At 58.7% G+C, this 25,693-nt stretch carries 27 protein-coding genes; 9 read left to right on the forward strand and 18 right to left on the reverse strand.

Translation table 11 applies throughout. From position 1 onward, the window contains the following. Nucleotides 1-132: 132 nt before the first annotated feature. The 3 genes from ACO07T_RS17005 to ACO07T_RS17015 all read right to left on the reverse strand — a co-directional run bounded on the left by ACO07T_RS17005 (nucleotide 133) and on the right by ACO07T_RS17015 (nucleotide 3,284). Nucleotides 133-1,512, reverse strand: coding sequence for a TRAP transporter large permease (locus ACO07T_RS17005; RefSeq protein WP_422050360.1), 1,380 nt, complete (start codon nucleotides 1,510-1,512; stop codon nucleotides 133-135). Continuing rightward, complete coding sequence (locus ACO07T_RS17010) at nucleotides 1,512-2,177, reverse strand: TRAP transporter small permease (protein WP_209079320.1); 666 nt, start codon at nucleotides 2,175-2,177, stop codon at nucleotides 1,512-1,514. Before ACO07T_RS17010 ends, ACO07T_RS17005 begins: the two co-directional genes overlap by 1 nt. A 102-nt stretch (nucleotides 2,178-2,279) precedes the next feature. Continuing rightward, complete coding sequence (locus ACO07T_RS17015) at nucleotides 2,280-3,284, reverse strand: DctP family TRAP transporter solute-binding subunit (RefSeq protein ID WP_209079321.1); 1,005 nt, start codon at nucleotides 3,282-3,284, stop codon at nucleotides 2,280-2,282. A gap of 392 nt (nucleotides 3,285-3,676) precedes the next feature. Between ACO07T_RS17015 and ACO07T_RS17020 the strand changes: the two genes are divergently transcribed. The 4 genes from ACO07T_RS17020 (at nucleotide 3,677) to ACO07T_RS17035 (ending at nucleotide 7,821) form a co-directional block, all read left to right on the forward strand. Continuing rightward, nucleotides 3,677-4,768 carry a fatty acid desaturase gene (locus ACO07T_RS17020; RefSeq protein WP_422050361.1) on the forward strand — a complete coding sequence of 364 codons (1,092 nt, stop codon included), beginning with the start codon at nucleotides 3,677-3,679 and terminating at the stop codon, nucleotides 4,766-4,768. 60 nt (nucleotides 4,769-4,828) lie between these two features. Beyond that, on the forward strand, nucleotides 4,829-5,548 hold the full coding sequence (gene pth / locus ACO07T_RS17025; protein WP_422050362.1) for an aminoacyl-tRNA hydrolase: 720 nt from the start codon (nucleotides 4,829-4,831) through the stop codon (nucleotides 5,546-5,548). Beyond that, nucleotides 5,545-6,582: a DUF2332 domain-containing protein gene (locus tag ACO07T_RS17030; protein WP_422050363.1), complete on the forward strand. Its 1,038-nt coding sequence runs from the start codon at nucleotides 5,545-5,547 to the stop codon at nucleotides 6,580-6,582. Before pth ends, ACO07T_RS17030 begins: the two co-directional genes overlap by 4 nt. 72 nt (nucleotides 6,583-6,654) lie before the next feature. Further along, nucleotides 6,655-7,821: a serine hydrolase domain-containing protein gene (locus ACO07T_RS17035; protein ID WP_422050364.1), complete on the forward strand. Its 1,167-nt coding sequence runs from the start codon at nucleotides 6,655-6,657 to the stop codon at nucleotides 7,819-7,821. A 65-nt stretch (nucleotides 7,822-7,886) separates the two neighbouring features. Here ACO07T_RS17035 and ACO07T_RS17040 read toward each other — a convergent pair whose 3' ends face one another. Then, nucleotides 7,887-9,251 carry an FAD-dependent oxidoreductase gene (locus ACO07T_RS17040; protein WP_422050365.1) on the reverse strand — a complete coding sequence of 455 codons (1,365 nt, stop codon included), beginning with the start codon at nucleotides 9,249-9,251 and terminating at the stop codon, nucleotides 7,887-7,889. Nucleotides 9,252-9,364: 113 nt separating this feature from the next. Here ACO07T_RS17040 and ACO07T_RS17045 point away from each other — a divergent pair, with 113 nt between their 5' ends. Continuing rightward, nucleotides 9,365-9,739 (forward strand): DUF2237 family protein, encoded by a 375-nt coding sequence (locus ACO07T_RS17045; RefSeq protein WP_422050366.1) that lies wholly within the window; start codon nucleotides 9,365-9,367, stop codon nucleotides 9,737-9,739. Nucleotides 9,740-9,905: 166 nt separating this feature from the next. Further along, nucleotides 9,906-10,226 (forward strand): antibiotic biosynthesis monooxygenase family protein, encoded by a 321-nt coding sequence (locus ACO07T_RS17050; RefSeq protein ID WP_422050367.1) that lies wholly within the window; start codon nucleotides 9,906-9,908, stop codon nucleotides 10,224-10,226. A 46-nt stretch (nucleotides 10,227-10,272) separates the two neighbouring features. Here the strand turns inward: ACO07T_RS17050 and ACO07T_RS17055 are convergent, their stop codons facing one another. The 5 genes from ACO07T_RS17055 to trpB form a co-directional block, all read right to left on the reverse strand. Further along, a complete protein-coding gene (locus tag ACO07T_RS17055; protein ID WP_209079329.1) occupies nucleotides 10,273-10,758 on the reverse strand; it encodes a helix-turn-helix transcriptional regulator in 486 nt (161 codons plus the stop codon). 42 nt (nucleotides 10,759-10,800) lie between these two features. After that, nucleotides 10,801-11,286, reverse strand: coding sequence for a hypothetical protein (locus ACO07T_RS17060; protein ID WP_422050368.1), 486 nt, complete (start codon nucleotides 11,284-11,286; stop codon nucleotides 10,801-10,803). A gap of 158 nt (nucleotides 11,287-11,444) precedes the next feature. After that, complete coding sequence (locus ACO07T_RS17065) at nucleotides 11,445-11,969, reverse strand: PepSY domain-containing protein (protein ID WP_422050369.1); 525 nt, start codon at nucleotides 11,967-11,969, stop codon at nucleotides 11,445-11,447. Between the two features lie 209 nt (nucleotides 11,970-12,178). Then, on the reverse strand, nucleotides 12,179-12,436 hold the full coding sequence (locus tag ACO07T_RS17070) for a hypothetical protein (protein WP_209063599.1): 258 nt from the start codon (nucleotides 12,434-12,436) through the stop codon (nucleotides 12,179-12,181). Nucleotides 12,437-12,636: 200 nt separating this feature from the next. Then, the gene (trpB, locus tag ACO07T_RS17075; RefSeq protein WP_209063601.1) at nucleotides 12,637-13,890 is read right to left on the reverse strand and encodes a tryptophan synthase subunit beta; all 1,254 of its coding nucleotides are present in this window, start codon (nucleotides 13,888-13,890) and stop codon (nucleotides 12,637-12,639) included. 235 nt (nucleotides 13,891-14,125) lie between these two features. Here trpB and ACO07T_RS17080 point away from each other — a divergent pair, with 235 nt between their 5' ends. Both ACO07T_RS17080 and ACO07T_RS17085 read left to right on the forward strand, forming a co-directional pair. Next, nucleotides 14,126-14,653, forward strand: a complete 528-nt coding sequence (locus ACO07T_RS17080; protein ID WP_422050370.1) for a hypothetical protein — start codon at nucleotides 14,126-14,128, stop codon at nucleotides 14,651-14,653. Nucleotides 14,654-14,670: 17 nt separating this feature from the next. Beyond that, nucleotides 14,671-15,036, forward strand: coding sequence for a hypothetical protein (locus ACO07T_RS17085; RefSeq protein ID WP_422050371.1), 366 nt, complete (start codon nucleotides 14,671-14,673; stop codon nucleotides 15,034-15,036). A 57-nt stretch (nucleotides 15,037-15,093) separates the two neighbouring features. Here the strand turns inward: ACO07T_RS17085 and ACO07T_RS17090 are convergent, their stop codons facing one another. The 8 genes from ACO07T_RS17090 to ACO07T_RS17125 form a co-directional block, all read right to left on the reverse strand. Next, nucleotides 15,094-15,738 (reverse strand): phosphoribosylanthranilate isomerase, encoded by a 645-nt coding sequence (locus ACO07T_RS17090; protein WP_422050372.1) that lies wholly within the window; start codon nucleotides 15,736-15,738, stop codon nucleotides 15,094-15,096. A gap of 39 nt (nucleotides 15,739-15,777) precedes the next feature. Continuing rightward, nucleotides 15,778-16,128: a lipopolysaccharide assembly protein LapA domain-containing protein gene (locus tag ACO07T_RS17095; protein WP_209063609.1), complete on the reverse strand. Its 351-nt coding sequence runs from the start codon at nucleotides 16,126-16,128 to the stop codon at nucleotides 15,778-15,780. A 3-nt stretch (nucleotides 16,129-16,131) separates the two neighbouring features. Beyond that, on the reverse strand, nucleotides 16,132-16,413 hold the full coding sequence (ihfB, locus tag ACO07T_RS17100; RefSeq protein ID WP_209063612.1) for an integration host factor subunit beta: 282 nt from the start codon (nucleotides 16,411-16,413) through the stop codon (nucleotides 16,132-16,134). 291 nt (nucleotides 16,414-16,704) lie between these two features. Then, on the reverse strand, nucleotides 16,705-17,985 hold the full coding sequence (locus ACO07T_RS17105; protein WP_209079336.1) for a DUF3422 family protein: 1,281 nt from the start codon (nucleotides 17,983-17,985) through the stop codon (nucleotides 16,705-16,707). 201 nt (nucleotides 17,986-18,186) lie between these two features. Beyond that, nucleotides 18,187-18,552: a VOC family protein gene (locus ACO07T_RS17110; protein WP_422050373.1), complete on the reverse strand. Its 366-nt coding sequence runs from the start codon at nucleotides 18,550-18,552 to the stop codon at nucleotides 18,187-18,189. A gap of 831 nt (nucleotides 18,553-19,383) precedes the next feature. Further along, the gene (locus tag ACO07T_RS17115; RefSeq protein ID WP_209063618.1) at nucleotides 19,384-20,823 is read right to left on the reverse strand and encodes an NAD(P)(+) transhydrogenase (Re/Si-specific) subunit beta; all 1,440 of its coding nucleotides are present in this window, start codon (nucleotides 20,821-20,823) and stop codon (nucleotides 19,384-19,386) included. Between the two features lie 13 nt (nucleotides 20,824-20,836). Next, nucleotides 20,837-22,408: a Re/Si-specific NAD(P)(+) transhydrogenase subunit alpha gene (locus ACO07T_RS17120; protein ID WP_209063621.1), complete on the reverse strand. Its 1,572-nt coding sequence runs from the start codon at nucleotides 22,406-22,408 to the stop codon at nucleotides 20,837-20,839. Nucleotides 22,409-22,542: 134 nt separating this feature from the next. Continuing rightward, nucleotides 22,543-23,010 carry a methyltransferase family protein gene (locus tag ACO07T_RS17125; protein ID WP_422050374.1) on the reverse strand — a complete coding sequence of 156 codons (468 nt, stop codon included), beginning with the start codon at nucleotides 23,008-23,010 and terminating at the stop codon, nucleotides 22,543-22,545. A 302-nt stretch (nucleotides 23,011-23,312) separates the two neighbouring features. Between ACO07T_RS17125 and ACO07T_RS17130 the strand changes: the two genes are divergently transcribed. Next, nucleotides 23,313-24,065 carry an SDR family NAD(P)-dependent oxidoreductase gene (locus tag ACO07T_RS17130; protein WP_422050375.1) on the forward strand — a complete coding sequence of 251 codons (753 nt, stop codon included), beginning with the start codon at nucleotides 23,313-23,315 and terminating at the stop codon, nucleotides 24,063-24,065. 57 nt (nucleotides 24,066-24,122) lie between these two features. Here ACO07T_RS17130 and ACO07T_RS17135 read toward each other — a convergent pair whose 3' ends face one another. Further along, complete coding sequence (locus ACO07T_RS17135; RefSeq protein WP_422050376.1) at nucleotides 24,123-25,619, reverse strand: diguanylate cyclase; 1,497 nt, start codon at nucleotides 25,617-25,619, stop codon at nucleotides 24,123-24,125. Nucleotides 25,620-25,693 lie beyond the last annotated feature (74 nt).

Genomic DNA, 25,693 nt, shown 5'->3' on the forward strand with positions numbered 1-25,693 from the left:
GACCTGCCCCTGAACCGCTTCTCAGCAAAACTTCCTAATCCTAACCCACAACAAAAAACGACGCCCCGAGATCGGAGCGTCGCCTTGCTGTTTTCAGAATAAGAGCGCGCGGCAGCGCACCGCTTACTTCCCCTAGTTGGTGATGATCTCCGGCCCCATGACCGCATTGGGCAGCACGGTGGAAATCCACGGGATATAGGTGATCATGATCAGGAAGACGAAGAGCACCGCAAGGAACGGCAGCGCCGCCCGCACCACGCCCATCATCGGCATCCCGGCCACACCGGAGGTCACAAAGAGGTTGAGACCCACCGGCGGTGTGATCATGCCGATCTCCATGTTCACCACCATGATGATGCCCAGATGGATCGGATCAATGCCCAGCTCAATCGCAATCGGGAACACCAGCGGTGCCACAATCACCAGAAGGCCTGAGGGCTCCATGAACTGACCACCGATCAACAGGATCACGTTCACCACGATCAGGAACATCACCGGACCAAAGCCTGCAGACAGCATGGCGTTGGCAATGGTCTGTGGCACCTGCTGTTCGGTCAGAACATGCTTCAGGATCAGCGCATTGGCGATCACAAACAGCAGGGTGACGGTCAGTTTGCCCGCCTCAAACAGCGTGTGTTTGGTGTCTGCGTGGAAGAAGGATGTGATCAGCGCGTGCGGCTTTTTGAACACGGAGACCTTCTGGCCACCGTTGTTGTCTGCCGCCAGCGGGCCCATGTCTTTGTAGACAAAGCAGGCGATGAAGAAGGCATAGACCGCCGCCACCGCCGCCGCTTCGGTTGGGGTGAACACACCGCCGTAGATGCCGCCGAGAATGATCACGATCAGGAACAGGCCCCAGCCCGCTTCCATGCCGCTCTGTGCAATCTCACCAAAGCCGCGCCATTCGCCTTTGGGCAGGTTCTTCACCTTCGCCATCACATAGATGGTCACCATCAGCATGAGACCCGCCAGAAGGCCCGGAATCACACCCGCAAGGAACATACGGCCCACGGAGACTTCCACCGCCGCCGCGTATACCACCATCACGATGGAGGGCGGGATCAGAATGCCGAGCGTACCTGCGTTACAGATCACACCTGCGGCGAACTCTTTGGAGTAGCCGACCTGACGCATGCCTGCGATCACGATGGAACCAATCGCCACAACAGTCGCCGGAGAGGAACCTGAGAGTGCGGCAAACATCATACAGGCAAACACACCCGCAATCGCCAGACCGCCGGGCAGATGCCCCACACAGGCGATGGAGAAGCGGATGATGCGGCGCGCCACACCACCTGTGGTCATGAAGGAGCTTGCCAGAATGAAGAACGGGATCGCCAGCAGGGTAAAGTGCCCTTCAAAGGCTTCAAACAGCGTGCCTGCCACAGAGGCCAGCGTAGCATCGCCAAAAATCAGCAGGAACAGGATCGAGCTGAGACCCAGAGACACCGCGATCGGCACCCCGATCAACAAGAGGCCAATCACCGTGGCAAATAGTAGAACAACAGCCATCAGTCGTGCTCCCCTTGAAGTGCGCGCACTTCTTCAATTTCATCTTCAACTTCGTGGCTCGCCACCAGACGGTCGGTGTCGCCTTTCCAGATCGCGATGGAGGCCTGTGCAAACCGGAACACCAGCAGGAACATGGAGATCGGCAGCACGATATAAGGCACCACCTTGGGCAGCTTTTCGTATTCGTCGCCGTAGTTGATCAGGTCTTCCAGAAACTTGAACGCGCTGATCATCGGCACGTCCTGCACCTCATAGAAAGACTGGCTGCGCGCCTTCAGATCAAAGCCGGTCGGGAACCAGCGGCCCGACGTCGGCGGCAGATCCGCAAAGACCGCCCAATAGTCATAGGCGCCTTTCAGCATCAGCAGCGAGAAGATCAGGCAGGCCGCAGCCGCGATCAGACCAAGAACACGCGCCGTTGCCGGGCTCACCATGTTCAGGATCGCATCGACGCCCAGATGGCTGTGTTTCTTGACGGCATATGAGGCGCCCAAAAGCACCAGCCAGGCAAACAGGAAAACCGTCGCCTCCAGCGCCCAGAGAATGTTTGAGTTGAAACCGAACCGGGCAATCACATTGGCAAAGGTGATCAATGTCATGCTGCCCAGAAGAAACGCGATCAGCGTCTCTTCGATCCGGTCCACAAAGCTATGCTTGGTTTGCATTGTCCTGCGTCCCGCTTGTGTTTTGAGTGGATTTTGGTTGCAAAACGGGCGGGCCATTGGCGGCCCGCCCGCTCAAATTTGATCAGGATTTACGCCCTGAAATCAGCCTGCGGCGTTGATCGCCTGCGCTGCGTCGATGTTGTCTTGGCCAACATCGTCAGTGAATTTCTCCCAAACCGGCTTCATGGCTTCAACCCAAGCCAGGCGCTGTTCTGGGGTCAGCTCACGAATGGTACCGCCTGCATCGATGATGGACTGACGCGCCGCTTGGTTCACCGCTTCCGCTTCTTTATTGCGCGTGTGGGTCACCTCTTGGAAGATGGTGATGAACTGGGTACGCACATCTTCTGGCAGGCTGTCGAGCCAGTCGACAGAGGTCACAACCAGATAGTCCAGAATGCCGTGGTTGGTCTCGGTGATGCCGTCCTGCACCTCAAAGAACTTCTTGCCGTAGATGTTGGACCAGGTGTTCTCCTGACCGTCCACAACGCCCTGCTGCAGTGCGCCGTAAACTTCGGAGAAGGCCATCTTCTGCGGGGAACCACCCATGGCTTCCATCTGGGCCACAAGCACGTCAGAGGACTGTACGCGGAACTTCAGGCCGTTTGCATCCGTTGGGGTTTCCAGCGGCACATTTGCAGACATCTGCTTCATGCCGTTGTGCCAGTAACCCAGCCCCTGCAGACCACGGCGCTGCATGCTGTCCAGCATCGCCTGACCTTTGTCAGAGGCTTGGAACGCATCCACGGCCGCGATGTCTTTGAACATGAACGGCAGGTCAAACAGGCGGAACTGTTTGGTGAATTTTTCAAACTTGGACAGCGAAGGCGCGGCCAGCTGCACGTCACCCTGCAGCATCGCTTCCAGCACTTTGTTGTCGTTATAGAGTGTGGAGTTCGGGAAGACCTCCATGCACATCTTGCCGTCCATCTCTTCGTTCACGCGCTTTTCCAAGAGCGACGCAGCAATCCCTTTTGGGTGCTTGTCGGTGTTGGTCACGTGGCTGAATTTGACGACGATTTCGCCATCGTCACAGGCCGCAGCCGCAAAGCTCGCGCCGGTGACAGTCAGGGCCATCGCTGTGGCCGCAGTGGTCAAGAATTTCATATCTTTTTCCTCCCAGATATTCGTTCAAGTGCCGTCAGCGCCCAGAAGTGCTCAAAGCGCTGGATGACAGGACTGTGGCCTTACCGAAGGGACCGCTCAACAATTTCTTGCATATGTCCCCTCTTGAAATTTTTTCATCACAATAACAGATGGTTACCGGAAAAATACCCAATTACCCCGATAGGCGCACTTCAAAAACGTGCGAAATCCCGCACAGGCCAGACAGGGGTTGTGCGGAAAACCGCACAGTTGAGAAAAAGGCTGGGAGCCTTATGAACCGCCAGGTTAACGCGAGTTACGGTGTGAGCGCCCCTCGCAGGCGATTTGCACATTGACGCTCCCCCTGCGCAGCTTAGGCTGGCGGCACCACCATTTTGAACGCTGAAAACCCGATGTCTGATACCGCACCGCGCCCCAAAGGGATCTCGCCGCATTCCCGCCGCCACAATGAAATGCGCAAAGCCGCTTTGGCCGCGCACCCAGAGCTGGCCGCCCTGTCCGGGCCACAGCCTCTGACCGCGCTCGCGTTGCCGGTCTTGCTGGCGGTGCATTGGGGCATCGCTTGGCTGATCTCGGATCAACCGATCTGGGTCATCGGCCTCGCCGCCTTTCTGATCGGGCAACTGGTCTATCACTCCGCCGCTTCGCTGATCCATGAAACCTGCCACAAGCTGGTGTTCCGCGCCGCGGGTCCAAAGCTGGCCTTTGATCTTGGGCTGGAATTCATCCTCACCTCTTACGGCAAACAGCTCACCTATCAGCATCAGCATGTCACCAGCCACCATCCTTTCATCGGCGACTATGACAATGACTATGAGCACGAAGACCTCTGCGCATTGCAGGCGCGCTTTGCCATCGCCAAAACCAGCCCCGCGCTGCAACATGCGCTGACAGTTCTGACGCTCATCCTGCACGCTCTGCCGTTGGGCTCTGTGTTCATCGCCGACAAGATCCTGCCGCCGCTCTATGCTTGGGCCTCTGGCCGCCCGGTGCGCGATCCGCAACCGCGCTTCACCGGCACCTCGCCCGACATGGCCGAAATGCGCCCGTTCATCATCACCTCTGTGATCTCAAATCTCGTGATGCTCGCCCTGCTTGGTCCTTGGGCGCTGCTCTATCACCTCTGGTCCCTGTCCTTTTTCCTCGGCAAACTGGGGGTGACCAACCTTGGCCAATCCCTCACCGAACATCCCGGCGACGATGATGTGAACCCAACGCGCTCGACCTATGGGCCGATCAACTGGCTGCTGTTCAACACCGGCTATCACAACGAGCATCACTCCTTTCCCAATGTCCCATGGACGCGCCTGCCCACCCTGCGCCGCGTGGCCCCGGAGGTGTTTCATGCCGAAGCTGAGCGCAGTTACATTGGCGCGTGGTGGGATCATGTGCGCCATGATTTCACCGCCTCCCGTCGCCTGAAACTGCATGACGAAGATCACCTGACCCGCTGTCAGGGCGGCGAGATCAAACCCGCGGAGTGATTTGCCTCAGCCGCGCAGCATCCCTATACTGCAGCGCAGAAATCACAGCGAGCAGATCTCATGAAACTCTTCGTCGGCCTTGGCAACCCGGGGGCCAAATACGCGCAAAACCGTCACAACATCGGCTTTATGGCGATGGATCAGATTGCCTCTGACCACGGCTTTGCGCCTTTCAAAGGCAAGTTTCAAGGCGCGCTGACCGAAGGGCGACTGGGGCGTGAGAAGGTGCTTCTGCTGAAGCCTGAAACCTTCATGAACCTCTCCGGCCAATCGGTTGGCGAGGCGATGCGGTTTTACAAGCTGACCTCTCAGGATGTGGTTGTCTTTCATGACGAGCTGGATCTCGCACCGGGCAAGCTCAAATACAAAATGGGCGGCGGCCACGCGGGGCACAACGGGCTGCGCTCCATCCATCAGCATATCGGCGAAACCTATGGCCGCGTGCGCATGGGCATTGGCCATCCGGGCCGCAAGGAGCTGGTGAGCGGCTATGTGCTGCGCGATTTTGCCAAGACGGATCAGGATTGGCTTGATGACATGCTGCGTGGCATTTCTGACGGCGCGGCGCATCTGGCCGAAGGGGACACCGCGAAGTTTTCCAATGCGGTAGCCATGCGCCTGAACCCGCCGCGCCCCTCCACCGGCACCAAAGGCCCGAAAGCGGGGGGCAGCCCCGCCCCTGCCAAAGCGGAAACCTCAAAACCCAAGGCAGAGGCCAAGCTCGCCCCCGAAGAGGACAGCCGCAGCCCTTTGCAAAAACTGATGGACAAGTTCTCATGAACGCCCTGAGTGCGGCGTTTTTGGAGCAGGCGGACAGCTGCGACGCCTTGGGCAGCCCGTTTATGGGCCGTCTGCTGCGCATGCTCTCTGCCAACTGGCCCACCGACACCGCACTTGCCAAAAATTGCGCCACCTTTGCGGGCGACATCGGCCCCAAAGGACATAGCCTGCCCCTGCGCATCGCCAGTGGCCTCCATGCGCTGGTGCTGAACCAAACGGATCCGGCGCTGGCAGCGGTCTATCCGCCCCACGCACCGGCGGAGCCAGAGCTGCAAGACAAAGTCCTTGCCGCCCTGCACCGCCATGACGCCTTTCTGTGTGACTGGATCACCAACGCGCCGCAGACCAACGAAGTGCGCCGCAGCGCCGTTCTGATCGCCACGGCGCAGCTGCTGACCGCGCGCTTTGGCCTGCCGTTAAAACTTTCCGAGCTTGGGGCTTCTGCCGGTCTCAATCTGATGTTTGACCAGTTCCACCTCGCAGTGGGTGACGGCTATGGCCCGAAAAGCGACGTGGTGCTGACACCCGACTGGCAAGGCGCGCTGCCGCCACAAGGTGCGCTCTCAGTGGTGGACCGCCGCGGCGTCGACCTGCACCCGCTAAACAGCCATGACCCCGATCACGCGCTGCGGCTTCAGGCCTATCTCTGGGCCGATCAAGCCGAGCGCATCACCCGCACCCGCGCCGCCATTGCCGTGCAGGACGCCGAGGTAGATGCCAGCGACGCGATAGACTGGCTGGAAGCACGCGTTGCCGACCCACAAAGCGGCGCGCTGCATCTGGTCTACTCCACCGTGGCTTGGCAGTATTTTCCTGCAGCGGGCCAGATGCGCGGCACCAAGATCATGGAAGCCGCAGGGGCCAAGGCCACCGAAGCCGCGCCCCTCGCATGGCTGTCCTATGAGGCCGATGACCAGACACCCGGCGCAGCGCTTACGCTCCGCCTTTGGCCCGGTGATGTGACCATAAATCTCGGGCGCGCTGACTTTCACGGCCGCTGGGTGGACTGGCAGGCCCCAGAGAAGCTCACCTAACGTCAGCATTGCAGCCCGGCCCCGCAAGATGCTCAACTTATTTAAAAGGTGAGGCATTTCGGGGAGGAAAAAATGCGCACATTCGGGAAGTGGCTGGGCCGCATATTGCTGATGCTGGCTCTGGCGGCCGTGGCGGTCTATTTTCTCAAACGCGAAGAGATCACTCGGCTTCTGGCGGTGAACTCCCTCTTCTCCGAAGAAAAGATCGTCTCCAACTTCTCCAACATGGACACGCTGTTCCTCACTGCAGACATCGCACAGGGCGACGCAGCGGTCAGCGATTTGCCAAACGGCACCGCGATGCAAATGCCAGCCCGCTTTGACAGCTGGCTCAAAGAGCGTGCCGTAACCAGCGTCGTTGTGCTCAAAGACGGCGCGGTTGTGCATGAGAGCTACCATCAGGACACCGCGCCTGAGGATCTGAAGATCAGCTGGTCGGTGGCCAAATCCTATCTGTCCTCCCTCATGGGGATTGTGCTGGCGGAAGGCCACATCGAGAGCCTTGACGATCCGGTCACCAAATACGCGCCAGTGCTCAAAGGCTCCGCCTATGACGGCGCAACCATCAAGAACGTGCTTCAAATGTCTTCAGGGGTGACTTTCAACGAGGACTATCTGGATTTTCATTCTGATATCAACCGCATGGGCCGGGTGCTTGCATTGGGCGGCACGCTGGACGGCTTCGCCGCAGGCCTCACCGAGACCTTCGTCGCACCCGGCACGCAGTTTCAATATGTCTCGATTGACACCCATGTCATCGGCATGGTGATCCGCGGCGCCACCGGCCGTTCTATCCCCGATCTTCTGGGGGAAAAGATCATCTCCAAGCTCGGCTATGAGCAAATGCCTTACTACGTCACCGATGGCGAAGGCGTGGCCTTTGTCTTGGGCGGTCTGAATATCCGCACGCGTGACTATGCCCGCTTTGGTCAGATGGTCCTGCAAGAGGGCCAATATGGCGGCGAACAGATCGTGCCGGCCGATTGGCTGGCCGCCGCCACCGTGCCCAGCGCCAACACCCAGCCCGGCAAACTGCACTATGGCTATCAGTGGTGGATGCCCAAAGACCCGCGTGAGGGGGAGTTCTTTGGCATCGGTGTTTATGGTCAGTACATCTACATCAACCGCGCTGAGGGCGTGGTGATCGCGGTGAACTCTGCAGACCGGAAGTTCAAGGAAAGCGGCGTCACCGATGGCAATATCGCCCTGTTCCGCGAGATTGCGGAAACCGCTCAGTGACAAAGTGGACGGACGGGGGCTGGCTGCCCCCGCCCCCCCGCGAGTATTTCTGGCAGAATGAAGCCTTAGTGGACTCGCGCGCCTTGCGCTTCCAAGCCAGCCTGAATGTCTGAAATATTGAGCGCATCCAGCGCGCGGTTTTGCTTCACCGCCAGCGCGGCAGCCACGCCTGCCCCCTGCCCGATCACCGCACAGCAGGCCATATTGCGGGTGGCCGCATGGGCGATCTTGTGCCCCGCAGTCGCGCGCCCTGAAATCAGCAGGTTTTTCACCCCCTGCGGCAGCAGGTTGCGGTAAGGCACCTCAAAATAGCGCCCCGTGGTGGGCAGGATCAAAACCCCATAGCCGTCGATGAACTCCGGGAAAATCCCGATGCTGTCTTCAAAGCGCCCCTGCTCACGCACATCCAGCTCGCTCATGGCATAGACCGTGTCCACCTTGCGGGTGTCGCGGATGCCCAAAGTCATGCCGAAGTTTCTGAGGCGCGCGTTCTCACAGCCCGGCAGGAAGCGTTTGAGCGCCTCGATTGCCAGCATGGTCTGGCGGCGGCCTTCGATTTCGCCATAGGTCAGGCTGTCCGGATCGGTGCCATCAATCCCGTCCAGATGGATGAGGTTCATATAGGTCAGCTCGCCGGTGTCATGCATCGCCCCCCAGGTGCCCGCGATGGTGTTCAGATGGGGCGGGATCAGCCCGGCCTCAATCGCCTGCGCAAAGGGTTTGTAGAGGAAGGGGGAGAACATCTGATCCTCTTTGCCGGAGGTTTCGATGTTCCATTCCCCGCCGCCGCCCCAATCGGCGTAGGTCTGCGGATCGGCCTTGATGCCCTCCATAAAGGCGCTTTTGTTCACACCCGCGAGGTGGAACATCACCGAGGCCGCCATCAGATCTTCGCGCGGGGCCATCCGGCAAGGCGCGCCTGCGCGATGCGCCACATCCGCATCGCCGGTGGCATCGATCACCACTTTGGCCAGGATCGCCTCGCGGCCTGCCTTGGATTCGGTGATGATGCCTTTGATCTCATCGCCTTCCATGATCGGGGTCACAAAGGCGCGGTGCAGCATCGGGTGAATGCCCGCCTTCTGCACCATCTGATCTGCCACCAGTTTGAAGCCTTCGCTGTCAATCTCATAGCTCAGGGACTGGCTCTCTGGCACCGCCGCGCCAGCCTCTTTGGCGGCGTCCTCGAACTCTTTGGGGATGCCCATGCTCTCCACGGTCTGTTCGTGGCGATACCAGTGCATGCCTTCCACGCCGACCACAGTGATATTGCCGCCAAAACAGCCAAAGCGCTCCACCAGCGTGACCTCCACACCGGCGCGGGCCGCGGCCAAAGCAGCGGACAAGCCCCCGGGGCCTGAGCCCACAACAAGCACGTCGGTCTCGTGGATCACATCAATCTGGCGGGCGGGTTCGGTAATCTGTTTCATAGGCGCCATGCTTCGCGCAGCCGCTCCGATGGGTCAATTCATTTCTTGAATCGCTATTCAATTTTTCAGACTGCGCATTGCCCCGTGAGCATCACGTATGCAATGCTAACCCCATGATCGAAAAAGACGCTTCCGTAAATGTGCTGGGCGGCACGCTTGCCCCCTGCTCCACCAATCCGGTCACCGGCTTCTTTCGCGACGGTCATTGCAACACCTGCGCACAGGATCAGGGCAGCCACACCGTATGTGCGGTGATGACCGCCGAATTCCTCGCCTATTCCAAATATGTCGGCAACGACCTGTCCACCCCACGACCCGAGTTCAACTTTGCGGGTCTCAAACCCGGGGATCACTGGTGCTTGTGTGCCGCCCGCTTCCTGCAGGCCCATGACGAAGGCTGCGCGCCCAAGGCCAATCTGGCGGCCACCCATCAAAAGGCCCTTGATATCGTGCCTTTGCGCGTCTTGCAGGAACACGCCCTGCCTTGAGACTGTGGCGCCCGTTCTGCCGCGCGCCAAAATGCCCTACATCTTGAGCGATTGACCTGCGCGCGCGAGTTGTGCCACTACTGCGCCTCTGCGCCAGCCCCGCCGTTTTGTCCGGCCAGCAAGCCTGCATTCCCCCAGAGAACACACGCATCAGAAAGGCATTGCCATGGGCTATATCGCTATGAACCGCTTCAAAATCGCCGAGGGCCGCGAAGCGGATTTTGAAGAGGTCTGGAAAGCGCGCGAAAGCCGCCTCAAAGAGCTCAACGGATTTCGTGAGTTTCGCCTGCTGAAAGGCCCAAAGGGCGACGGCTTCACCCTCTATTCCAGCCACGTTCTGTGGGACCAACAGGCTGATTTTCAGGCCTGGACCAAATCGGAACAATTCCGCGACGCCCACCGCAACTCCGGCAACTCCAAAACCGAAGGCGTGATCATCGGCCGTCCGGAATTTGAAGGCTTTGAAACCGTGCTGCACGAGGCCTGAGCGCAAATATTATCGGAGCGCTCACAACCGGGCGCTCCGTTATCCGTTAAGCCTCTTCAGCCAGCAGATCATCCAAGAACAGGCTCATAAGCTGGGCGCGTCCGCTCACCCCCGCCTTCCGGTAGATCGCATTGCACTGTGCCTTGACCGTGCCTTCTGAGGTTTCGCGCAGCCCCGCGATTTCCTGAATAGACAGGCCTTTGATCGAAAACAGCGCCACATCCCGCTCTGCCGGGGTCAGCGCCCATCCGACAAACCGCGCCTCCATGTGATCGCGAAACGCCAGCTGCACCTGCGCAAGCGAGGCCTCCGCCCGTGCCCGCGCCCGCATCGCTTGGCGCAAGGCCACCCCGCCCAAAAGCGCGCCCAGCAACAGCCCCAGCGCCGCGCCGATCTCCAGCATCTCGCGCACTTGCCAGGAAATTGGGGCGGAGCGCGCGCCCACGATGGTCAGCGCGATGTCGCTCAGAAAGAACAGCGCAAACAGGCATTGCAGCCCCAACAGCGCGATCAGCACCCAAGGGGTTTTCAACGCAGCTCTCACGCGACCGCCACCTGGTCAGGAATCCGCGGGTCAGTCATCATCGTCGCCCCCGTCATCATCACCACCATCGTCATCGCCGTCATCATCGTCGCCGCCATCATCGTCACTGTCGTCGTCGCCATCGTCGTCATCATCTGCGTCGTCGTGATCGTCCCCGTCGTGATCGTCGCCGTCGAACCCGCTGTCGTCGTCATTGGCTGCATCTGACGCATCATCGTCGCCGTCATCCTTATCATTGTGCTGACCAAGCACCTGATGCGTGTCGCCCTCTTCTTCCCAGTAGTCGCGCAGGATTTCACCGGTGCGGGGATTGACCACAATCTCGCGCTCCAGCGTGCCGCGATAGGCCTCAATCCGCACCCGTCCCAGCCAGGTGCGTTTGACCTCGATGTTGGTGTAACCCTGCGACTGCAACTGGCGTGTGATGCTGTCCACGCGCTGCTCCGCCAGCGCTGGCGTCGCGCCAAGCGCGAGGCAGATCACCACGATCTTTGCACCAAGTTTTCTATCCGTCATGCACATCACCCGCTGAGGTCGGCACTGCCCACGCCGCGCCGACCCGTTTCCAACTCTCATTTCTCAGACGTCATGTAGCCCAAACCTGCCTGTCAGGCAAAACCCGAACCGTAAAAGCCCATGGTTTTGCCGAAGGTTAGAGGGCAACACGCGCGCGCTCAGGCGTCTTCAGCGTCATCATTGCCGCTGTCGTCATTGCCTGAATCCGCGTCATCATCGCCGTCGTCGTCCCCCTCATCATCATCGTCGTCCCCTTCATCATCTTCATCAGCATCGTCGGCGTCATCCTCATCATCGTCCTCTTCGTCGCGCGCATCCTCGTCATGGTCATCGTCGCCATCGTCCTCATGCTCGTCTTCGTAGTCATCCTCGTCATGATCATCGTCATCGTGGTCATCGTCGTCGTGATCGTCATCCTCATCATCGTCATCATCTTCATCGTCGTCGACATAGGCCGCATGATGCTCAAGGACTTCTTCCGTGGTGGTCGAATAGACCGTTTCGATTTCGATATCGTCGCGCCGCGCCGCCACCGTCAGCTCGCCGCCCTCAATCTCGATTTCCACATCCGTGTAGCCGTTCTCCAGCATCGCTGCGGCCACACGCTCGGCAAAGCTCTGGGCGTGCGCCTGTGAGACAAAGCCAAGCGAGATCAGGGAGGTGGTCAAAAGAATGCGTTTCATAGGTCTTTCTCCTGTATGGGGTCGGCCGCGCCGCCGGTGACGCGGTATGCCCACAGTGAAAGAGCTGGCGGCGTCCCTCTATTGGACGCCGGTTTATGGATCAGGCCATTTGCCTTTGGTTTAGGCGCATAAACTTAGGTTGATGCCCAGCCTGACGCCCTGTTTGCCAAGGCGCGCCTCATCTGGCGCGCGCCGCGCGGGCAACCCGCTCAGAGCACAAACCTGTGCTCATAGGGCGCTTTCCGCTCCCGGCGTGATCCATGCGGCAGGGTCAGGTACTGCGTCTTCGGCATCTTGCCCGACGCGCTGGCCACCACGGTCAGCTGGCAATCCGTGAGAATATACTCAATGTCCTGATAGCCCTGCGCCTGCATCGAGGTGACCACACGCTCCGCAAGCCGCTTGGCGCGATCAAGCCCGGTGTTTTCTGAAATACGCACGCCGATTTGTTCATTGGTCTGTGTCATCTGGCTCTCCTTCCCAGCAGATCGGACAGCTGCTTGCGACCTCAACACCGCATCGCAGCCTGTCTCAAAACCCTAGCAAGTTGTGCCTCAGCGCCAGCACACACCGGAGATCAGCGGCCATCGCTTCCGCATAGCCACCTATACAAAAGAAGAGAGCGCCCCGAAGGACGCTCCAAACTCAAACCACGAGGTCCGCCGGATCAGTCTGCGGTGCGACCTTCGGTGTCAGACATGTCAAAGCCCAGATGACGCGCCACAGTCTGCACGTCTTTGTCACCACGGCCACACATGTTCATCACAATGATATGGTCCTTGGGCATGTCACCTGCGATCTTCATCACATGGGCCAGCGCATGGCTTGGCTCAAGCGCCGGGATGATACCTTCCATCGCACAGGAGAACTGGAACGCCTCCAGCGCTTCTTTGTCGGTGATGGAGACATACTGCGCGCGGCCCGTGTCATTCAGCCAGCTGTGCTCCGGCCCAATGCCCGGATAATCGAGACCCGCAGAGATCGAATAGCCTTCAAGGATCTGGCCATCGTCATCCTGCAACAGATAGGTGCGGTTGCCATGCAGCACTCCCGGGCGGCCACCGGTCAGCGACGCGCAGTGCTCCATCTTCTCATCCACGCCACGGCCCCCGGCCTCAACACCAATGATGTTGACGGATGGATCATCGAGGAACGGGTAGAACAGGCCCATCGCGTTGGAGCCGCCACCAATCGCCGCAATCACAGTGTCCGGCAGACGGCCTTCGCCTTCCTGCTCTGCGAGCTGCCAGCGCACCTCTTTGCCGATGATGGATTGGAAATCACGCACCATCGCCGGATAGGGGTGTGGGCCAGCCACTGTACCGATGCAGTAAAATGTGTCGCGCACATTGGTCACCCAGTCACGCAGCGCATCATTCATCGCGTCTTTCAGCGTGCCACGGCCGGAGGTCACAGGCACCACTTCCGCGCCCAGAAGACGCATACGGAACACGTTTGGTGCCTGACGCTGCACATCATGCGCGCCCATATAGACCACGCACTTCAGGCCAAACTTCGCGCACACCGTCGCGGTCGCAACGCCGTGCTGACCTGCACCGGTTTCAGCAATGATGCGGGTCTTGCCCATACGGCGTGCCAGAATGATCTGGCCCAGCACGTTGTTCACCTTATGCGCGCCGGTGTGGTTCAGCTCGTCACGCTTCAGATAGATCTTCGCGCCGCCCAGCTCTTCGGTGATGCGGGAGGCGAAATACAGCGGGCTTGGGCGGCCCACATAGTGTTTCCACAGATCATCCATCTCGGCCCAGAAGGTCGGATCATCCTTGGCCTTTTCATATTCCGCTTCCAGATCGAGGATCAGCGGCATCAGCGTCTCACTGACAAACCGCCCGCCAAAATCGCCAAACCGGCCGTTTTCATCTGGGCCAGTCATAAAGCTGTTGAAAAGATCGTTGGACATATGCGTCTCTCCTTTGCGTCGCTCGTACCTAAAACGTGCCAACGGAGGAGAGCAAGCGCAAAGCCATTGCAAATCCAAAACCTGTCTTTTTATTCGTGACAAAACCAGGTGACCTGGCGCTACATTCCCGCAAAGCAGACATATACAACCCAAAACCAAACAAGCATTGCAGTTCGCAAATTTACCTCTACCGTCTTGTGTACCGATTATCACAGTACATTTTTGATTGAGAGGAATGATGCTTTACCACTTAAGACACAAAGCCATTTTGGTATTGGCAATGCTCGCGCTGACCGCCTGCACGGTTAGCCTTCTTCCAGACTACAATGAGGAGCTCCACAAGGGCCTCAATGATGCGAATGAAAAGGCACAAACACTTTTCAGCGCGCTGGAAACTGGCGCGACGCCGCAAAATTTCGCAAAGGTAGAAAAGCAATACCATGAAACCATAGGACAATTCTCAGCGCTTTTGGCTCAAGCCAAAACACGGCCACAACCCAATGTCAGCGATACACTGGAAAGGCGGCTAAAACAGATCCCAACAATACAAAAGGCCTGCGCCACGCTGAGCCAAGAGGACGGAGATCCGCCCTGCCTCGGCGTCGTAACGCCTCGCGCTTTGAGTGAAATTGTTGAAACCCTAACAGCGATGCGCGATGGCCACAAAGCCAAAGGCCTGGGATCAGGGACACTCGAATTCCTGATCGGGGACTATGCGCTCTCAATTGAGCAGGCGCTGACCGTTGAGACCGCATTGCAATAATATATTGGAGTACAACAATGACAACTGAAGATATGGAAGCATTGGCAGCTCAAATCCTGAGCGCGTTGCAAGGCGCACTTTCCGATGGATGGGATCAGATCGACGCATTTCACAAGTCGCAAAGCGAAAAGCTCACGCGGCAGGCCGCGCTGTTGGTGCAAATCAGAATCTCTGGCGAGCTGAAAGACAGCCCGGAGATGTTCGACTTCATGATCGAACAGCTTCAAGACAAGGTCGAGAATTTTGCCATTGCTGTTGCAAACCTCACCGTCCTGACACTGCAAAACGCTTGGAACGCCTCCGTCGAAGTGATTTGGGGCGCAATCAACGCGGCTTTAGAAGGCGCCAGCCTGCCTGCATTGCCGATTCCCGAGGGTCGGTGAATCGTAATTCATGACGGGGCGGCACATTCTGTCAGAAACACGCAATAAGGTGCGGCGTTATACCACGCCCAGCGCCGCACCCATAAACGCGCGGATCATGCCGATATCCTTCACACCGGGCGCGCTTTCCACACCGGAGGAGAGGTCCACCTGCCGCGCGCCGGTCATCCGGATCGCCTCAGCCACATTGTCGACCGTCAGGCCACCGGCCAGCAGCCAAGGGCAAGGCCAGTACTTCCGGTTCACCAGCCGCCAGTCAAAGGCCAGCCCATTGCCGCCTGGCAAGACCGCATCTTTGGGGGCTTTGGCATCCACCAGCAACTGATCTGCGACGCTGCCGAAGGCATCAATCTGCGCCACATCCGCCGCCTCAGCGATGCCAATCGCCTTGATCACCGGCAGGCCAAAGCGCGCTTTGACCTCGACCACCCGCTCAGGGGTTTCTTTGCCGTGCAGCTGCAGGAAATCGAGCGGCACCTTGTCGACAAGCTCTTCCAGAAAAGCGTCGTCCACATTCACCACAAGCCCCACTTTGCCCACACCCACAGGCGTCGCAAGACACAGCTCACGCGCCCGCTCAAAATCCACATAGCGTGGCGATTTGGCAAAAAAGTTGAGACCGATATAGGCCGCGCCCGCCTCAGCCGCCGCGACCACATGCTCAGGCTCTTTCAGCCCGCAAATCTTGACCCGAATATCCATGAGACCGCCCTACCGCAGTTGCCATGCAAAGCAAAGGGTTCAGCTTGCCTCATCCAGCAGCGCCAGAACTTCGTCTTTCTTTTCAGCCTCACGGCCTTTCAGACGGCGCACTTCGCGTTTGGTCTGGTGCAGCTCTCGCTCCGCTTTGGTCTTGTCAGACCGCATGCGGTGCTCCCGCATCCACTCCCAGACAAAGCCGACCAGCAGACCGACCACAATTGCCCCGAGGATCACGAGGAACAAAGGCAATTCGATGCTGTGGTTGAGCCCCGCCAGATCGCTCAATGCTTGTGGCAAGAGCGTCAGCGTGACGAGATCCCGATTGGCCAGCGCCACCGAGATGAGTGCGGCGCCAAGGGCGCCGAGAAAGGCATAGCGAATGTAGCGCATGGCTTACTTTCCGTTTAGTCGGTCCCGCAACAACTTGCCGGTCTTAAAGAACGGCACGTGCTTTTCTTCTACGTCCACCGACTCCCCCGTGCGCGGGTTGCGCCCGGTGCGGGCCTCGCGCTGTTTTACGGAAAAAGCGCCAAAACCGCGCAGTTCCACGCGGTCTCCCCGGCTCATGGCTTCGGTGATTTCGTCAAATATGGTGTTTACAATGCGCTCAACATCGCGCTGAAACAAATGAGGATTTTCGTCTGCAATTTTTTGAATCAATTCCGAACGGATCATCGGTGTCTATCTCCCTGAGGGCGTGCAGGTCTTACCGCGTGCATCTCTCTGACTATAGGAAGAAAGCGGCTCAACGGAAACGGAAACCCGATGCCCGATGGTGGAAAACCGCTCAAATCCACAGAAATTGCATGGTCAGGCCGCTATTTCTGACAGTTTCCAACAAAGCGCAAGCCCCCTTTTGACACCCACCCTCTGCCGCAGCGCGGCAAGAACCCTTTGATTCGCAACAGAAAGCCGCGCTTTCCGCAGGGTTACCCTCTTCTGCGATAAAGCAGAGGTGATCGTAGTTTAATGCATGCGCGCCTTGATCCGCCGCACCATCCACCAAACCAGCGCCACCACCACCGGGGTCAACATGGCCGTCATCATGCCCTTGCTCAGGCCCAATGGCCCCGCCAGCGGGTAAACCACATATCCGGCCAGTGACACCGCGTAATAGCTGATCGCCACAACCGACAGCCCCTCCACGGTCTCCTGCAACCGCAGCGCGAGGTCCGCGCGCCGGTCCATGCTGGCCAGCAAAGCTTGGTTTTCCGCCGAACGGGCGACCTCCACCTTGGTGCGCAACAGCTGCGCCGCCCGCCCCACGCGCTCCGCCAAAGATTGCAAGCGGCTCTGGCTGTGCTTCACCGTCCGCATCGCCGGGTCATAGCGCCGCGTCATAAACTCGCGAAACGTCTGCCGCCCCTGAAACCGTTCCTCCCGCAGCACATCAATCCGCTGAAACACAATCGTTTCATAGGCCCCGGTGGCCCCAAACCGGAAAGAGGTGTCCGCAATCAGACGCTCCAGATCACCGGACAGCTCCAGCAGGCTTTGCAGCGTCGCCGCCGCGTCCCCCTCCTCACTGCGCAACCGCCCCATCAGACGCCCGGCATCCGCCTCCAGCGCCCCCAGCTCTCCGGAAATGGCCTTCACCCGGAAATAGCCCAGCATCGACATGCACTTGTAGGTCTCAATCTCGCACAAGCGCTGCACCACACGGCCCACACGGCGCGCGCCCGTATCCGGCGCCACAAAAACCGCCATGCACTGATGCCCATTGGCCGCGATGCGAAAATCAGTCGCCACCACGCAGGAGCCATCCAGCACATAGTTCATCGCCACCGCTTCCTGCAAAAACCAGCTGTCGATCTGTGTATTGATCTCGGCCTCATCGGGCATCGGCGCCACACGGATCATCGCCGAGGTCACCCGCTGCCCCGGCGCAGCCGCAAGCCAATCTGTTGGAAACACATCAAAATCCACAGGATCAAACGCCCGCGCGCTCAGCTGTGGCAGAAACACCGTATAGGTCACAAACTCCGCATGCTGCTCCCACTTCAACGTGTCCCGCCCGATCTGACAAGTGAAATGGGTCGCCTCCGGATTGGGATGCGCCACGCCAAACCGGTCCAGCAAATCAATCAGATGGGCCCGCGCGGCGTCCCCCCCGGTGCCCAGATGATCCGGCGCAATCCGCCACGCCACAAAAACCGCGCGGCAAGGTACATCCAAAGTTGGAAACGGGCGCGCATGCAGCTCATTGGCAAGCTTGTAGCGCAAAGGGTCGTCCTTGATCGGCGTCATAGCTGGCTCCGTGTGACAGTCGGCGCACTATACGACAGAAACCCAATACATCAATTATTCTTTTATTTCAGCATGTTACGTGAATACCGCGGTATACAAACCGGCTATCCCCTTGATTTGGACATGTTTTGCCGCGGCCGAAGACACCAAGCCACGCTGGGAGCCTTCCACCAACGCATATTCGCAAACAGGTTTTGCCGCTCAGGCCGCAGGCGCCGCCGGCTCCCAAAGCTCAATCGGATTGCCTTCGGGATCATGAATGCGGGCAAATTTACCCACCTCGCTGTCCCAGTCCGGATGGGTCTCCACCGCAATCCCCGCCGCCTCCAACTGCGCCGTCATGGCCGCCAGATCATCCACACGAAAGTTGATCATCCACTGCTTTTCGTCATTGCCGAAATAATCTGTGTCCTGCGCAAAGGGCGCAAACACCGTAAACCCCTCTCGCTGTTTCCAGGGCATGGGATTGAGCTGGTTCACCCCCAGATGAGCCTCATACCACGCTCCCAATGCCTCAGGGTCCCGCGCCCGAAAGAACACGCCGCCTATGCCATTCACCTTTTCCATGATGCACCTCCTGTCAGGAGGATAGCGCTGATTGCTCCCCACTTGGCAAAATAAAACCTATAGATGAAACCGATTGAGGGTAGTTCGCCCAAATTATTGCCGCATTCTCTTGCAATAAGGGCGACGTTATACCCGAATGAAAGTTGGTAGCCTCCATGCCTCCCACCCCAGAACCCTCGACAAACGCTGCAGAATTCCTTCAAGAAATTCAGGGAAAGTATGTATACCGCACGTGGTTTAGACGATTTAACCTATGTTTGTTCTTGCTACTTGGCTTGAGCGGCCCAGGCATGGGTATTGAGTTGGTCTTAGATCCTCCAGATTCGATCTATCAACGCGCAGAGCAATTCCTCATCGCAACCGGCTGCCTGTTGTTCGCCGGGATCCTTTTCGTCCAATACCGAAAATTCCGCGAGATTGTGGTCGATAGTACTGGCCTCCGCATCGAGCCTCTGGGCCTATACATTGCTGCGGACCAAATAGAAGAAATTAGCTGGGCAGAGAAATATACGGGAAACGGAGGGCACCTAAAGATGAAGTTAAAAGAGCCGCGCCTTCTTTTTTATATTGGAGCATGCTCCTTCGGGAGTACGGCAACCGTTGGGTTAAACCCGCAAGTTCTTAGGACAGAACAGAGTACGTAGACCTGTTTCGCCTACCCCTCTGGAAGATCAGAACAAACATCCACTTACAACGCGCACGCTCGCTTCCGCCCCGCATTCTCATTCCCCAAATATCCCCGCCGGAGGCATTCTATAGCGCGGCGCAGAGCAGCCAAAAGAAAAGGCGCCCCAACCGGAGCGCCTTCCCTATCTTCACTGCCTTAATTGATCACTCAATCATCGTCAGTAGCTTGTCCAAGCTCGCCTTCGCGTCACCATAGAACATCCGGGTGTTCTCTTTGAAGAACAGTGGGTTCTCGATGCCGGAGTAGCCGGTGCCCTGACCACGCTTGGAGACAAACACCTGTTTCGCTTTCCAGCATTCCAGAACCGGCATGCCTGCAATCGGGCTGTTCGGATCTTCTTGGGCTGCCGGGTTCACGATGTCGTTGGAGCCGATCACGATGGCCACATCCGTTTCCGGGAAGTCATCATTGATCTCATCCATCTCCAGCACGATGTCATAAGGCACTTTCGCTTCCGCCAGCAGCACGTTCATGTGGCCTGGCAGACGGCCTGCAACCGGGTGGATCGCAAAACGCACGTTCTTGCCTTTGGCGCGCAGACGACGGGTCAGCTCCGCCACATTCTGCTGCGCCTGCGCCACCGCCATGCCGTAGCCCGGGATGATCACAACGCTGTCTGCGTCATCCAGCGCTGCCGCCACACCGTCGGCCTCAATCGCGATCTGCTCACCTTCCACTTCCATGGCCGGACCGGATGCGCCACCAAAGCCGCCCAGGATCACCGACACAAAGGAGCGGTTCATCGCCTTACACATGATGTAGGACAGGATCGCACCCGAGGAGCCCACCAGCGCACCCACAACGATCAGCAGGTCGTTGCCAAGGGAGAAGCCGATCGCCGCTGCCGCCCAGCCGGAGTAACTGTTCAGCATGGAGACAACCACCGGCATGTCCGCGCCACCGATGCCCATGATCAGGTGGTAGCCGATGAACAGCGCCGCGATGGTCAGGATCAACAGCGGGAAGATGCCACCGGAGTTCAGGTACCAGATCAGGCAGAGCAGCGAGAGCGCCGCCGCACCGGCGTTCAGCATGTGGCCACCGGGCAGTTTTTCGGCTGCAGAGGTCACACGGCCAGACAGCTTGCCATAGGCGATCACGGAACCGGTGAAGGTCACCGCACCGATCCACACACCAAGGGACAGCTCAACATAAAGGATGTTGATTTCCGCCGCAGACTTCTTGGCGATCAGCTGGCCAAAGGCGCCCAGCTCTTTCACCGCGTCGCCGCCAGCCGCCACAGCTGCCGCCGCGTTGCCGATCTCAAAGTGCGCGTTGAAGCCCACAAACACAGCCGCCAGACCAACCAGCGCGTGCATGCCAGCCACCAGTTCCGGCATCTGGGTCATCTCGACCTTGGACGCCAGCTGATAGCCGATCAGGCCACCACCGATGATCAGCGGCACCGACAGGAGCCACAGACCGGAACCCGGGCCGATGAGGGTTGCAAACACCGCCAGCGCCATGCCGACAATGCCATACCACACAGCGCGTTTCGCGCTTTCCTGATTGCTCAGACCACCCAGAGAGAGGATGAAAAGGACAGCGGCAACAACATAGGCCGCAGTAGTAAATCCAATCATGGTTCTCTACTCCTTAGGATTTCTGGAACATGGCGAGCATGCGCCGTGTCACGAGGAAACCGCCGAAGATATTGATCCCGGCCATGAAAACAGAGAGCGCCGCGAGCAGGATCACGAGGAAGCTCCCCGATCCGATCTGCATCAAAGCACCCAGAATGATGATCGACGAAATCGCGTTTGTGACCGCCATCAGCGGGGTGTGCAGGCTGTGCGCCACGCCCCAGATCACCTGGAAGCCCACGAAACACGCCAGAACAAACACGATGAAGTGCTGCATGAAGCTTGCCGGGGCCACCAGACCAACGAGCAGCATCAGCGCGCCACCCACACCCAGCAGGGTCACCTGCTGTTTGGTCTGCGCTTTGAACGCCGCCACTTCTGCCGCGCGCTTCTCTTCCGGGGTCAGCTCCGGCACCACCTCTTTGGGCTTGGCCGCAATCGCCTGCACCTTCGGAGGGGGCGGTGGGAAGGTGATCTCACCTTCAAAGGTCACGGTCGCACCACGGATCACATCGTCTTCCATGTTGTGGTTGACCTGGCCGTCCTTCTCAGGGGTCAGATCGGCCATCATGTGACGGATGTTGGTCGCATAAAGGCTGGAGGACTGTGCCGCCATCCGGCTTGGGAAGTCGGTGTAGCCCACAATGGTCACGCCATTGTCGGTCACAACCTTCTCATCCGCCACGGTGCCTTCCACGTTGCCGCCGCGCTCTGCTGCGAGGTCAACAATCACGGACCCCGGCTTCATCGCCTCAACCATATCCTTGGTCCAAAGGATCGGTGCTGCGCGGTTCGGGATCAGCGCGGTGGTGATCACGATGTCCACTTCCGGGGCCAGCTCGCGGAACTTCGCCAGCTGCGCTTCGCGGAATTCATCAGACTGCACAGAGGCATAGCCGCCGGTGGCCGCGCCATCCGCCTGCTCTTCCTCAAAGTCGAGATAGACAAACTCGGCGCCCATGCTCTCAACCTGCTCCGCCACTTCGGGGCGCACGTCAAACGCATAGGTGATCGCGCCGAGGCTGGTGGAGGTACCAATCGCGGCCAGACCGGCCACACCGGCGCCCACAACCAGCACTTTGGCTGGTGGCACTTTACCTGCAGCGGTCACCTGACCGGTGAAGAATCGGCCAAAGTTGTTGCCCGCCTCGATCACCGCGCGGTAACCCGCGATATTGGCCATGGAGGACAGCGCGTCCATCTTCTGGGCGCGGCTGATACGTGGCACCATTTCCATGGCGATCACATTGGCGCCCTTGGCTTTGGCTGCTTCCATGCCCTCTTCATTGCCCGCAGGGTTGAAGAAGGAGATCAGCGTTTTGTCGCTGGTCAGACGCTTGAGTTCGGTCGCATCGGGCTGACGCACCTTGGCAACAATATCGACCTCTTTCCAAAGGCCTGCCGCGGTTTTGATAACCTCGACACCCGCCGCCTCATAGGCCGCATCGGAAAACCCTGCACCTGCGCCTGCACCACTTTCGATGGCACAGTCGTAGCCCAGTTTCTGGAGCTGCTTGGCCGAGTCCGGAGTCATCGCGACCCGGTTTTCGCCCTCAAACACCTCTTTTGGTGTACCTATTTTCACCTTTCTTATCCCCCTTAAGAGTCAGAGCAATAATGTTTCACGCAGAACATGCTGCACTTGCATAAAGTTTTAACGCCACCTTTTATGCTGCACAAGCAAACAGGGGCGTCTGATCTTGCTGCGACGCAACGGCATCACAGCCACCGACGCGTTTTTTCGCAGTATTTCGCGAAATCCATGCGGAATTGACGGCGCAGCCCGTTTTCTTCCGGGATCACAAAGCGCCGCTCCAGCATCCAAAGGAACAGCGGCACCAGCGGCAAAGACAACACCGCATCCCAATACAGGATAAACCCCGTCAGAATGCACATGTCCGCCAGATAAATCGGATTGCGCGAGCGTTTGAAAATCCCGCTCTGCACCAGATGGGCCGGCGTGTGATGCGGGTGCACCGTGGTCTGATGGCGGCGCATCTCCGCAAGCGCCAACACAATCAGCACGCCACCGCCGCCCACCAGCAGCCCGCCAAGCAGGTCTGCCCACACCGGGCCAAAGCTCAATCCGAAAGAGAAATGTCGCGCCTGAATCCAAGCAATCAGCAGGGCCAACACAAGCCAGACCGGCGGCAGGTCAAAAAACAGCCGTCTTGCGGTCGTTGTCATGCACAGGCTCCTCATACTGGCTTGCGACGCTTCGTGCGTCTGGATCCGACGCAAAAGCGTCCACTTCGGTTTAGCGATGTCTGGCGTCGGCGCAACGAAACAAAATGCCACAAGCCCCAAAAAGGACAGAATGTCTGCTGTTTTCAACGAAGTGAAACGTAAACCGCACAAATTTCTGCAGAATCGCGCTGCCGTTCCGGCGCTCTGCACCAAATGACGGCGCGGCGTTTGCGGGCGGCACGCTTGTCTGCCCTCCTCAGCCCGCTAGTCTCCTTGGCAAATCGTATGAGGGAGGCATCACAATGTCACTGCAAGGAAAACACGCATTGGTCACCGGCGGCGGCACCGGCATCGGGCTCGCCATCGCCAAAGCACTCGCGGCTGAGGGCGCGCAGGTCACCATCACCGGGCGTCGTCTCAATGTGCTTGAGGAGGCCGCCACCGAGGGCCTGCACCCGCTTGCCATGGATGTCGCAGAAGAATCCTCTGTGGTCGAAGGGGTTGCCGCCGCCGTGGCCGCACGCGGGCCGATCCAGATCTGTGTGGCCAACGCAGGCATCGCCGAGGGCCGCGCGCTGCACAAAACCGATATGGAATTTTGGCGCAAGATGATGTCCATCAACATTGATGGCGTCTTTCTCACCATACGCGAGAGCCTCAAATCCATGACCCAGACCGACTGGGGCCGGGTCATGGTGATTTCCTCCATCGCGGGTCTGCGTGGCCTGAAGGGCGCGCCAGCTTATTCCACCACCAAACATGCGGTGAACGGGATGATCAAATCCTTGGCTGCGGACTATGCAACCAAGCCGATCACCTTCAATTCGATCTGCCCGGCCTATGTGGAAACCGCCATCATCGACCAGAACATCGAAAGCATCATGGCGCGCACCGGCTGCACCGAGGAAGAGGCCCGTCACATGATGGTCGGCGTCAATCCCCATGGCCGCCTGATCACCCCGGAAGAGGTCGCCCACTCCGCGCTCTACCTCTGCTCCGATTTCGCGGATTCGATCCGTGGTCAGATGATTCAGGTCTCCGGCGGCGAAGTCTGATAAACAAAGGGCGCGCCCACCGCTGGGCCCGCCCTCCTCAATAAAGTTCCGTGCGGGTCAGCCCGCTTCAAGCGCGCTGGCGCAGCGCACGCAATTGCGCCCGTCTTTCTTGGCCTGATAGAGCGCGCGATCTGCGGCGTTGATGATGTCCTGCAACAGCGGCCCATGGTTGCTAAAGCTGGCAACCCCAATCGAAATCGTCACCGGCGGCAGCTCCCCTGCCCCGTAGCGCACCGTTGTTTCCTCGACAGCGCGGCGCAATTCATCTGCCACTCCGTAGGCCTCTTCGGCCGCCACATTGGGCAGCAGCACCGAAAACTCCTCGCCGCCAAAACGACACGGCGTCGCCCCTTCCGAGAACATCTCATGCATTTTGTCGGCAATGGCGCGCAGCACCATATCACCGGCATCATGGCCGTGGTTGTCGTTGAAGGATTTGAATTTATCCGCATCAAAAGACAACAGCGAGAAATCCGTGCGCTTGCGCGCCGCCATGCTGGCTTCGGTGCGCATCGCCTCAAGGAAATAGCGGCGGTTGTACAGCCGGGTCAGCGAATCCCGCGTGCTCTGGTCATGCAGCTCATCTCGCAGTTTCACGTTGGCAATCGCAAGGCTGATGTGCTCCCCACACTGCAGGGCAAATTCATAGCCCTGCTTGACCTCAACCTCTGACGCCCCTTTGGGATAGACCACATGCATCAGCCCCACGGTGTCACCATGGGCCACAATCGGCACACAAAGGGAGTTGTCGACTTTGCTGTCTCTGGGATGATCACTCACATGGCTGCACTGCAGCCCAAGACCCGACGCGTCATAGCGATAGCCCCGCCCGCGACGCAGGGCCCAACAACTGTCTGGCGCAATATGCTCATGCACCTCGCCACCGCCCCACACACAGGCTCCGTCCAGAACGTCCCGCGAGTTGGAATAAAGATAAAGCTCCCCAGCCGTGTCCGGCAGCAGCTTGGTCATAAACTGGGTGACCACCTCAAACAGCTCTGAAAGAGATTTGCAGCTCTGCAACCACTCATCCAGATCCCCAAGAAGCTTGGCCTCCTCGCGCCAGGCCTGCTCCTTGGCAAGCATCTTCAGCGCCTTGGTCTCCGCTCTCTCTGCCGTCTTCTTGGCCTCAACCAGATCGGCAGCGTCTTTGCGAAACTGGGTCACATCCGTGAATGTCACCACATATCCGCCCCCCGAAATCGGCCGCGCAAAGGAGGAAATGACCTTGCCCGACGGCAGGCTGCGATCAAAGCTGAAGGGCTGGCCGGACTTAAACTTTGCCTGCGCCTCTTCTTTGCTCTCCGCCGTAATGACCTGCAACCTGACCGCTGTCTCCAGAAAAGCCTCGCGTTTCATCCCGATATGCAGATCCGTCGGGTTCAGCTCCAGAACCACAAAGATCCTCTCATTAAACATCAAGCAGTTTTCGTCGCTGTCCCAGACAACGATTCCCTGCTCCATCTTGTTGAGGATCTCCAGCATCTGCTCGCGCCGGATCACATCTGTATTTACTGATCTTTCGGCCATGAGTGGCGCGCGTTGTTCAAGCATGGCCCGGTCCTTGCTGGTCTTTTAAAGTCAGACCAACACTAGGCATTAAATTCTTGAAACGGCGCTAAGTTCAG

The organism is Shimia sp. (genome assembly GCF_965227725.1).
GTDB lineage: Bacteria > Pseudomonadota > Alphaproteobacteria > Rhodobacterales > Rhodobacteraceae > Shimia.

What these genes read in the sequence shown, in the direction of transcription:
- ACO07T_RS17005 (WP_422050360.1), bottom strand. Translation starts at nt 1,512, where the DNA reads ATGGCTGTTGTTCTACTATTTGCCACGGTGATTGGCCTCTTGTTGATC.
- ACO07T_RS17010 (WP_209079320.1), bottom strand. Translation starts at nt 2,177, where the DNA reads ATGCAAACCAAGCATAGCTTTGTGGACCGGATCGAAGAGACGCTGATC.
- ACO07T_RS17015 (WP_209079321.1), bottom strand. Translation starts at nt 3,284, where the DNA reads ATGAAATTCTTGACCACTGCGGCCACAGCGATGGCCCTGACTGTCACC.
- ACO07T_RS17020 (WP_422050361.1), top strand. Translation starts at nt 3,677, where the DNA reads ATGTCTGATACCGCACCGCGCCCCAAAGGGATCTCGCCGCATTCCCGC.
- pth (WP_422050362.1), top strand. Translation starts at nt 4,829, where the DNA reads ATGAAACTCTTCGTCGGCCTTGGCAACCCGGGGGCCAAATACGCGCAA.
- ACO07T_RS17030 (WP_422050363.1), top strand. Translation starts at nt 5,545, where the DNA reads ATGAACGCCCTGAGTGCGGCGTTTTTGGAGCAGGCGGACAGCTGCGAC.
- ACO07T_RS17035 (WP_422050364.1), top strand. Translation starts at nt 6,655, where the DNA reads ATGCGCACATTCGGGAAGTGGCTGGGCCGCATATTGCTGATGCTGGCT.
- ACO07T_RS17040 (WP_422050365.1), bottom strand. Translation starts at nt 9,251, where the DNA reads ATGAAACAGATTACCGAACCCGCCCGCCAGATTGATGTGATCCACGAG.
- ACO07T_RS17045 (WP_422050366.1), top strand. Translation starts at nt 9,365, where the DNA reads ATGATCGAAAAAGACGCTTCCGTAAATGTGCTGGGCGGCACGCTTGCC.
- ACO07T_RS17050 (WP_422050367.1), top strand. Translation starts at nt 9,906, where the DNA reads ATGGGCTATATCGCTATGAACCGCTTCAAAATCGCCGAGGGCCGCGAA.
- ACO07T_RS17060 (WP_422050368.1), bottom strand. Translation starts at nt 11,286, where the DNA reads ATGACGGATAGAAAACTTGGTGCAAAGATCGTGGTGATCTGCCTCGCG.
- ACO07T_RS17065 (WP_422050369.1), bottom strand. Translation starts at nt 11,969, where the DNA reads ATGAAACGCATTCTTTTGACCACCTCCCTGATCTCGCTTGGCTTTGTC.
- ACO07T_RS17070 (WP_209063599.1), bottom strand. Translation starts at nt 12,436, where the DNA reads ATGACACAGACCAATGAACAAATCGGCGTGCGTATTTCAGAAAACACC.
- trpB (WP_209063601.1), bottom strand. Translation starts at nt 13,890, where the DNA reads ATGTCCAACGATCTTTTCAACAGCTTTATGACTGGCCCAGATGAAAAC.
- ACO07T_RS17080 (WP_422050370.1), top strand. Translation starts at nt 14,126, where the DNA reads ATGATGCTTTACCACTTAAGACACAAAGCCATTTTGGTATTGGCAATG.
- ACO07T_RS17085 (WP_422050371.1), top strand. Translation starts at nt 14,671, where the DNA reads ATGACAACTGAAGATATGGAAGCATTGGCAGCTCAAATCCTGAGCGCG.
- ACO07T_RS17090 (WP_422050372.1), bottom strand. Translation starts at nt 15,738, where the DNA reads ATGGATATTCGGGTCAAGATTTGCGGGCTGAAAGAGCCTGAGCATGTG.
- ACO07T_RS17095 (WP_209063609.1), bottom strand. Translation starts at nt 16,128, where the DNA reads ATGCGCTACATTCGCTATGCCTTTCTCGGCGCCCTTGGCGCCGCACTC.
- ihfB (WP_209063612.1), bottom strand. Translation starts at nt 16,413, where the DNA reads ATGATCCGTTCGGAATTGATTCAAAAAATTGCAGACGAAAATCCTCAT.
- ACO07T_RS17105 (WP_209079336.1), bottom strand. Translation starts at nt 17,985, where the DNA reads ATGACGCCGATCAAGGACGACCCTTTGCGCTACAAGCTTGCCAATGAG.
- ACO07T_RS17110 (WP_422050373.1), bottom strand. Translation starts at nt 18,552, where the DNA reads ATGGAAAAGGTGAATGGCATAGGCGGCGTGTTCTTTCGGGCGCGGGAC.
- ACO07T_RS17115 (WP_209063618.1), bottom strand. Translation starts at nt 20,823, where the DNA reads ATGATTGGATTTACTACTGCGGCCTATGTTGTTGCCGCTGTCCTTTTC.
- ACO07T_RS17125 (WP_422050374.1), bottom strand. Translation starts at nt 23,010, where the DNA reads ATGACAACGACCGCAAGACGGCTGTTTTTTGACCTGCCGCCGGTCTGG.
- ACO07T_RS17130 (WP_422050375.1), top strand. Translation starts at nt 23,313, where the DNA reads ATGTCACTGCAAGGAAAACACGCATTGGTCACCGGCGGCGGCACCGGC.
- ACO07T_RS17135 (WP_422050376.1), bottom strand. Translation starts at nt 25,619, where the DNA reads ATGCTTGAACAACGCGCGCCACTCATGGCCGAAAGATCAGTAAATACA.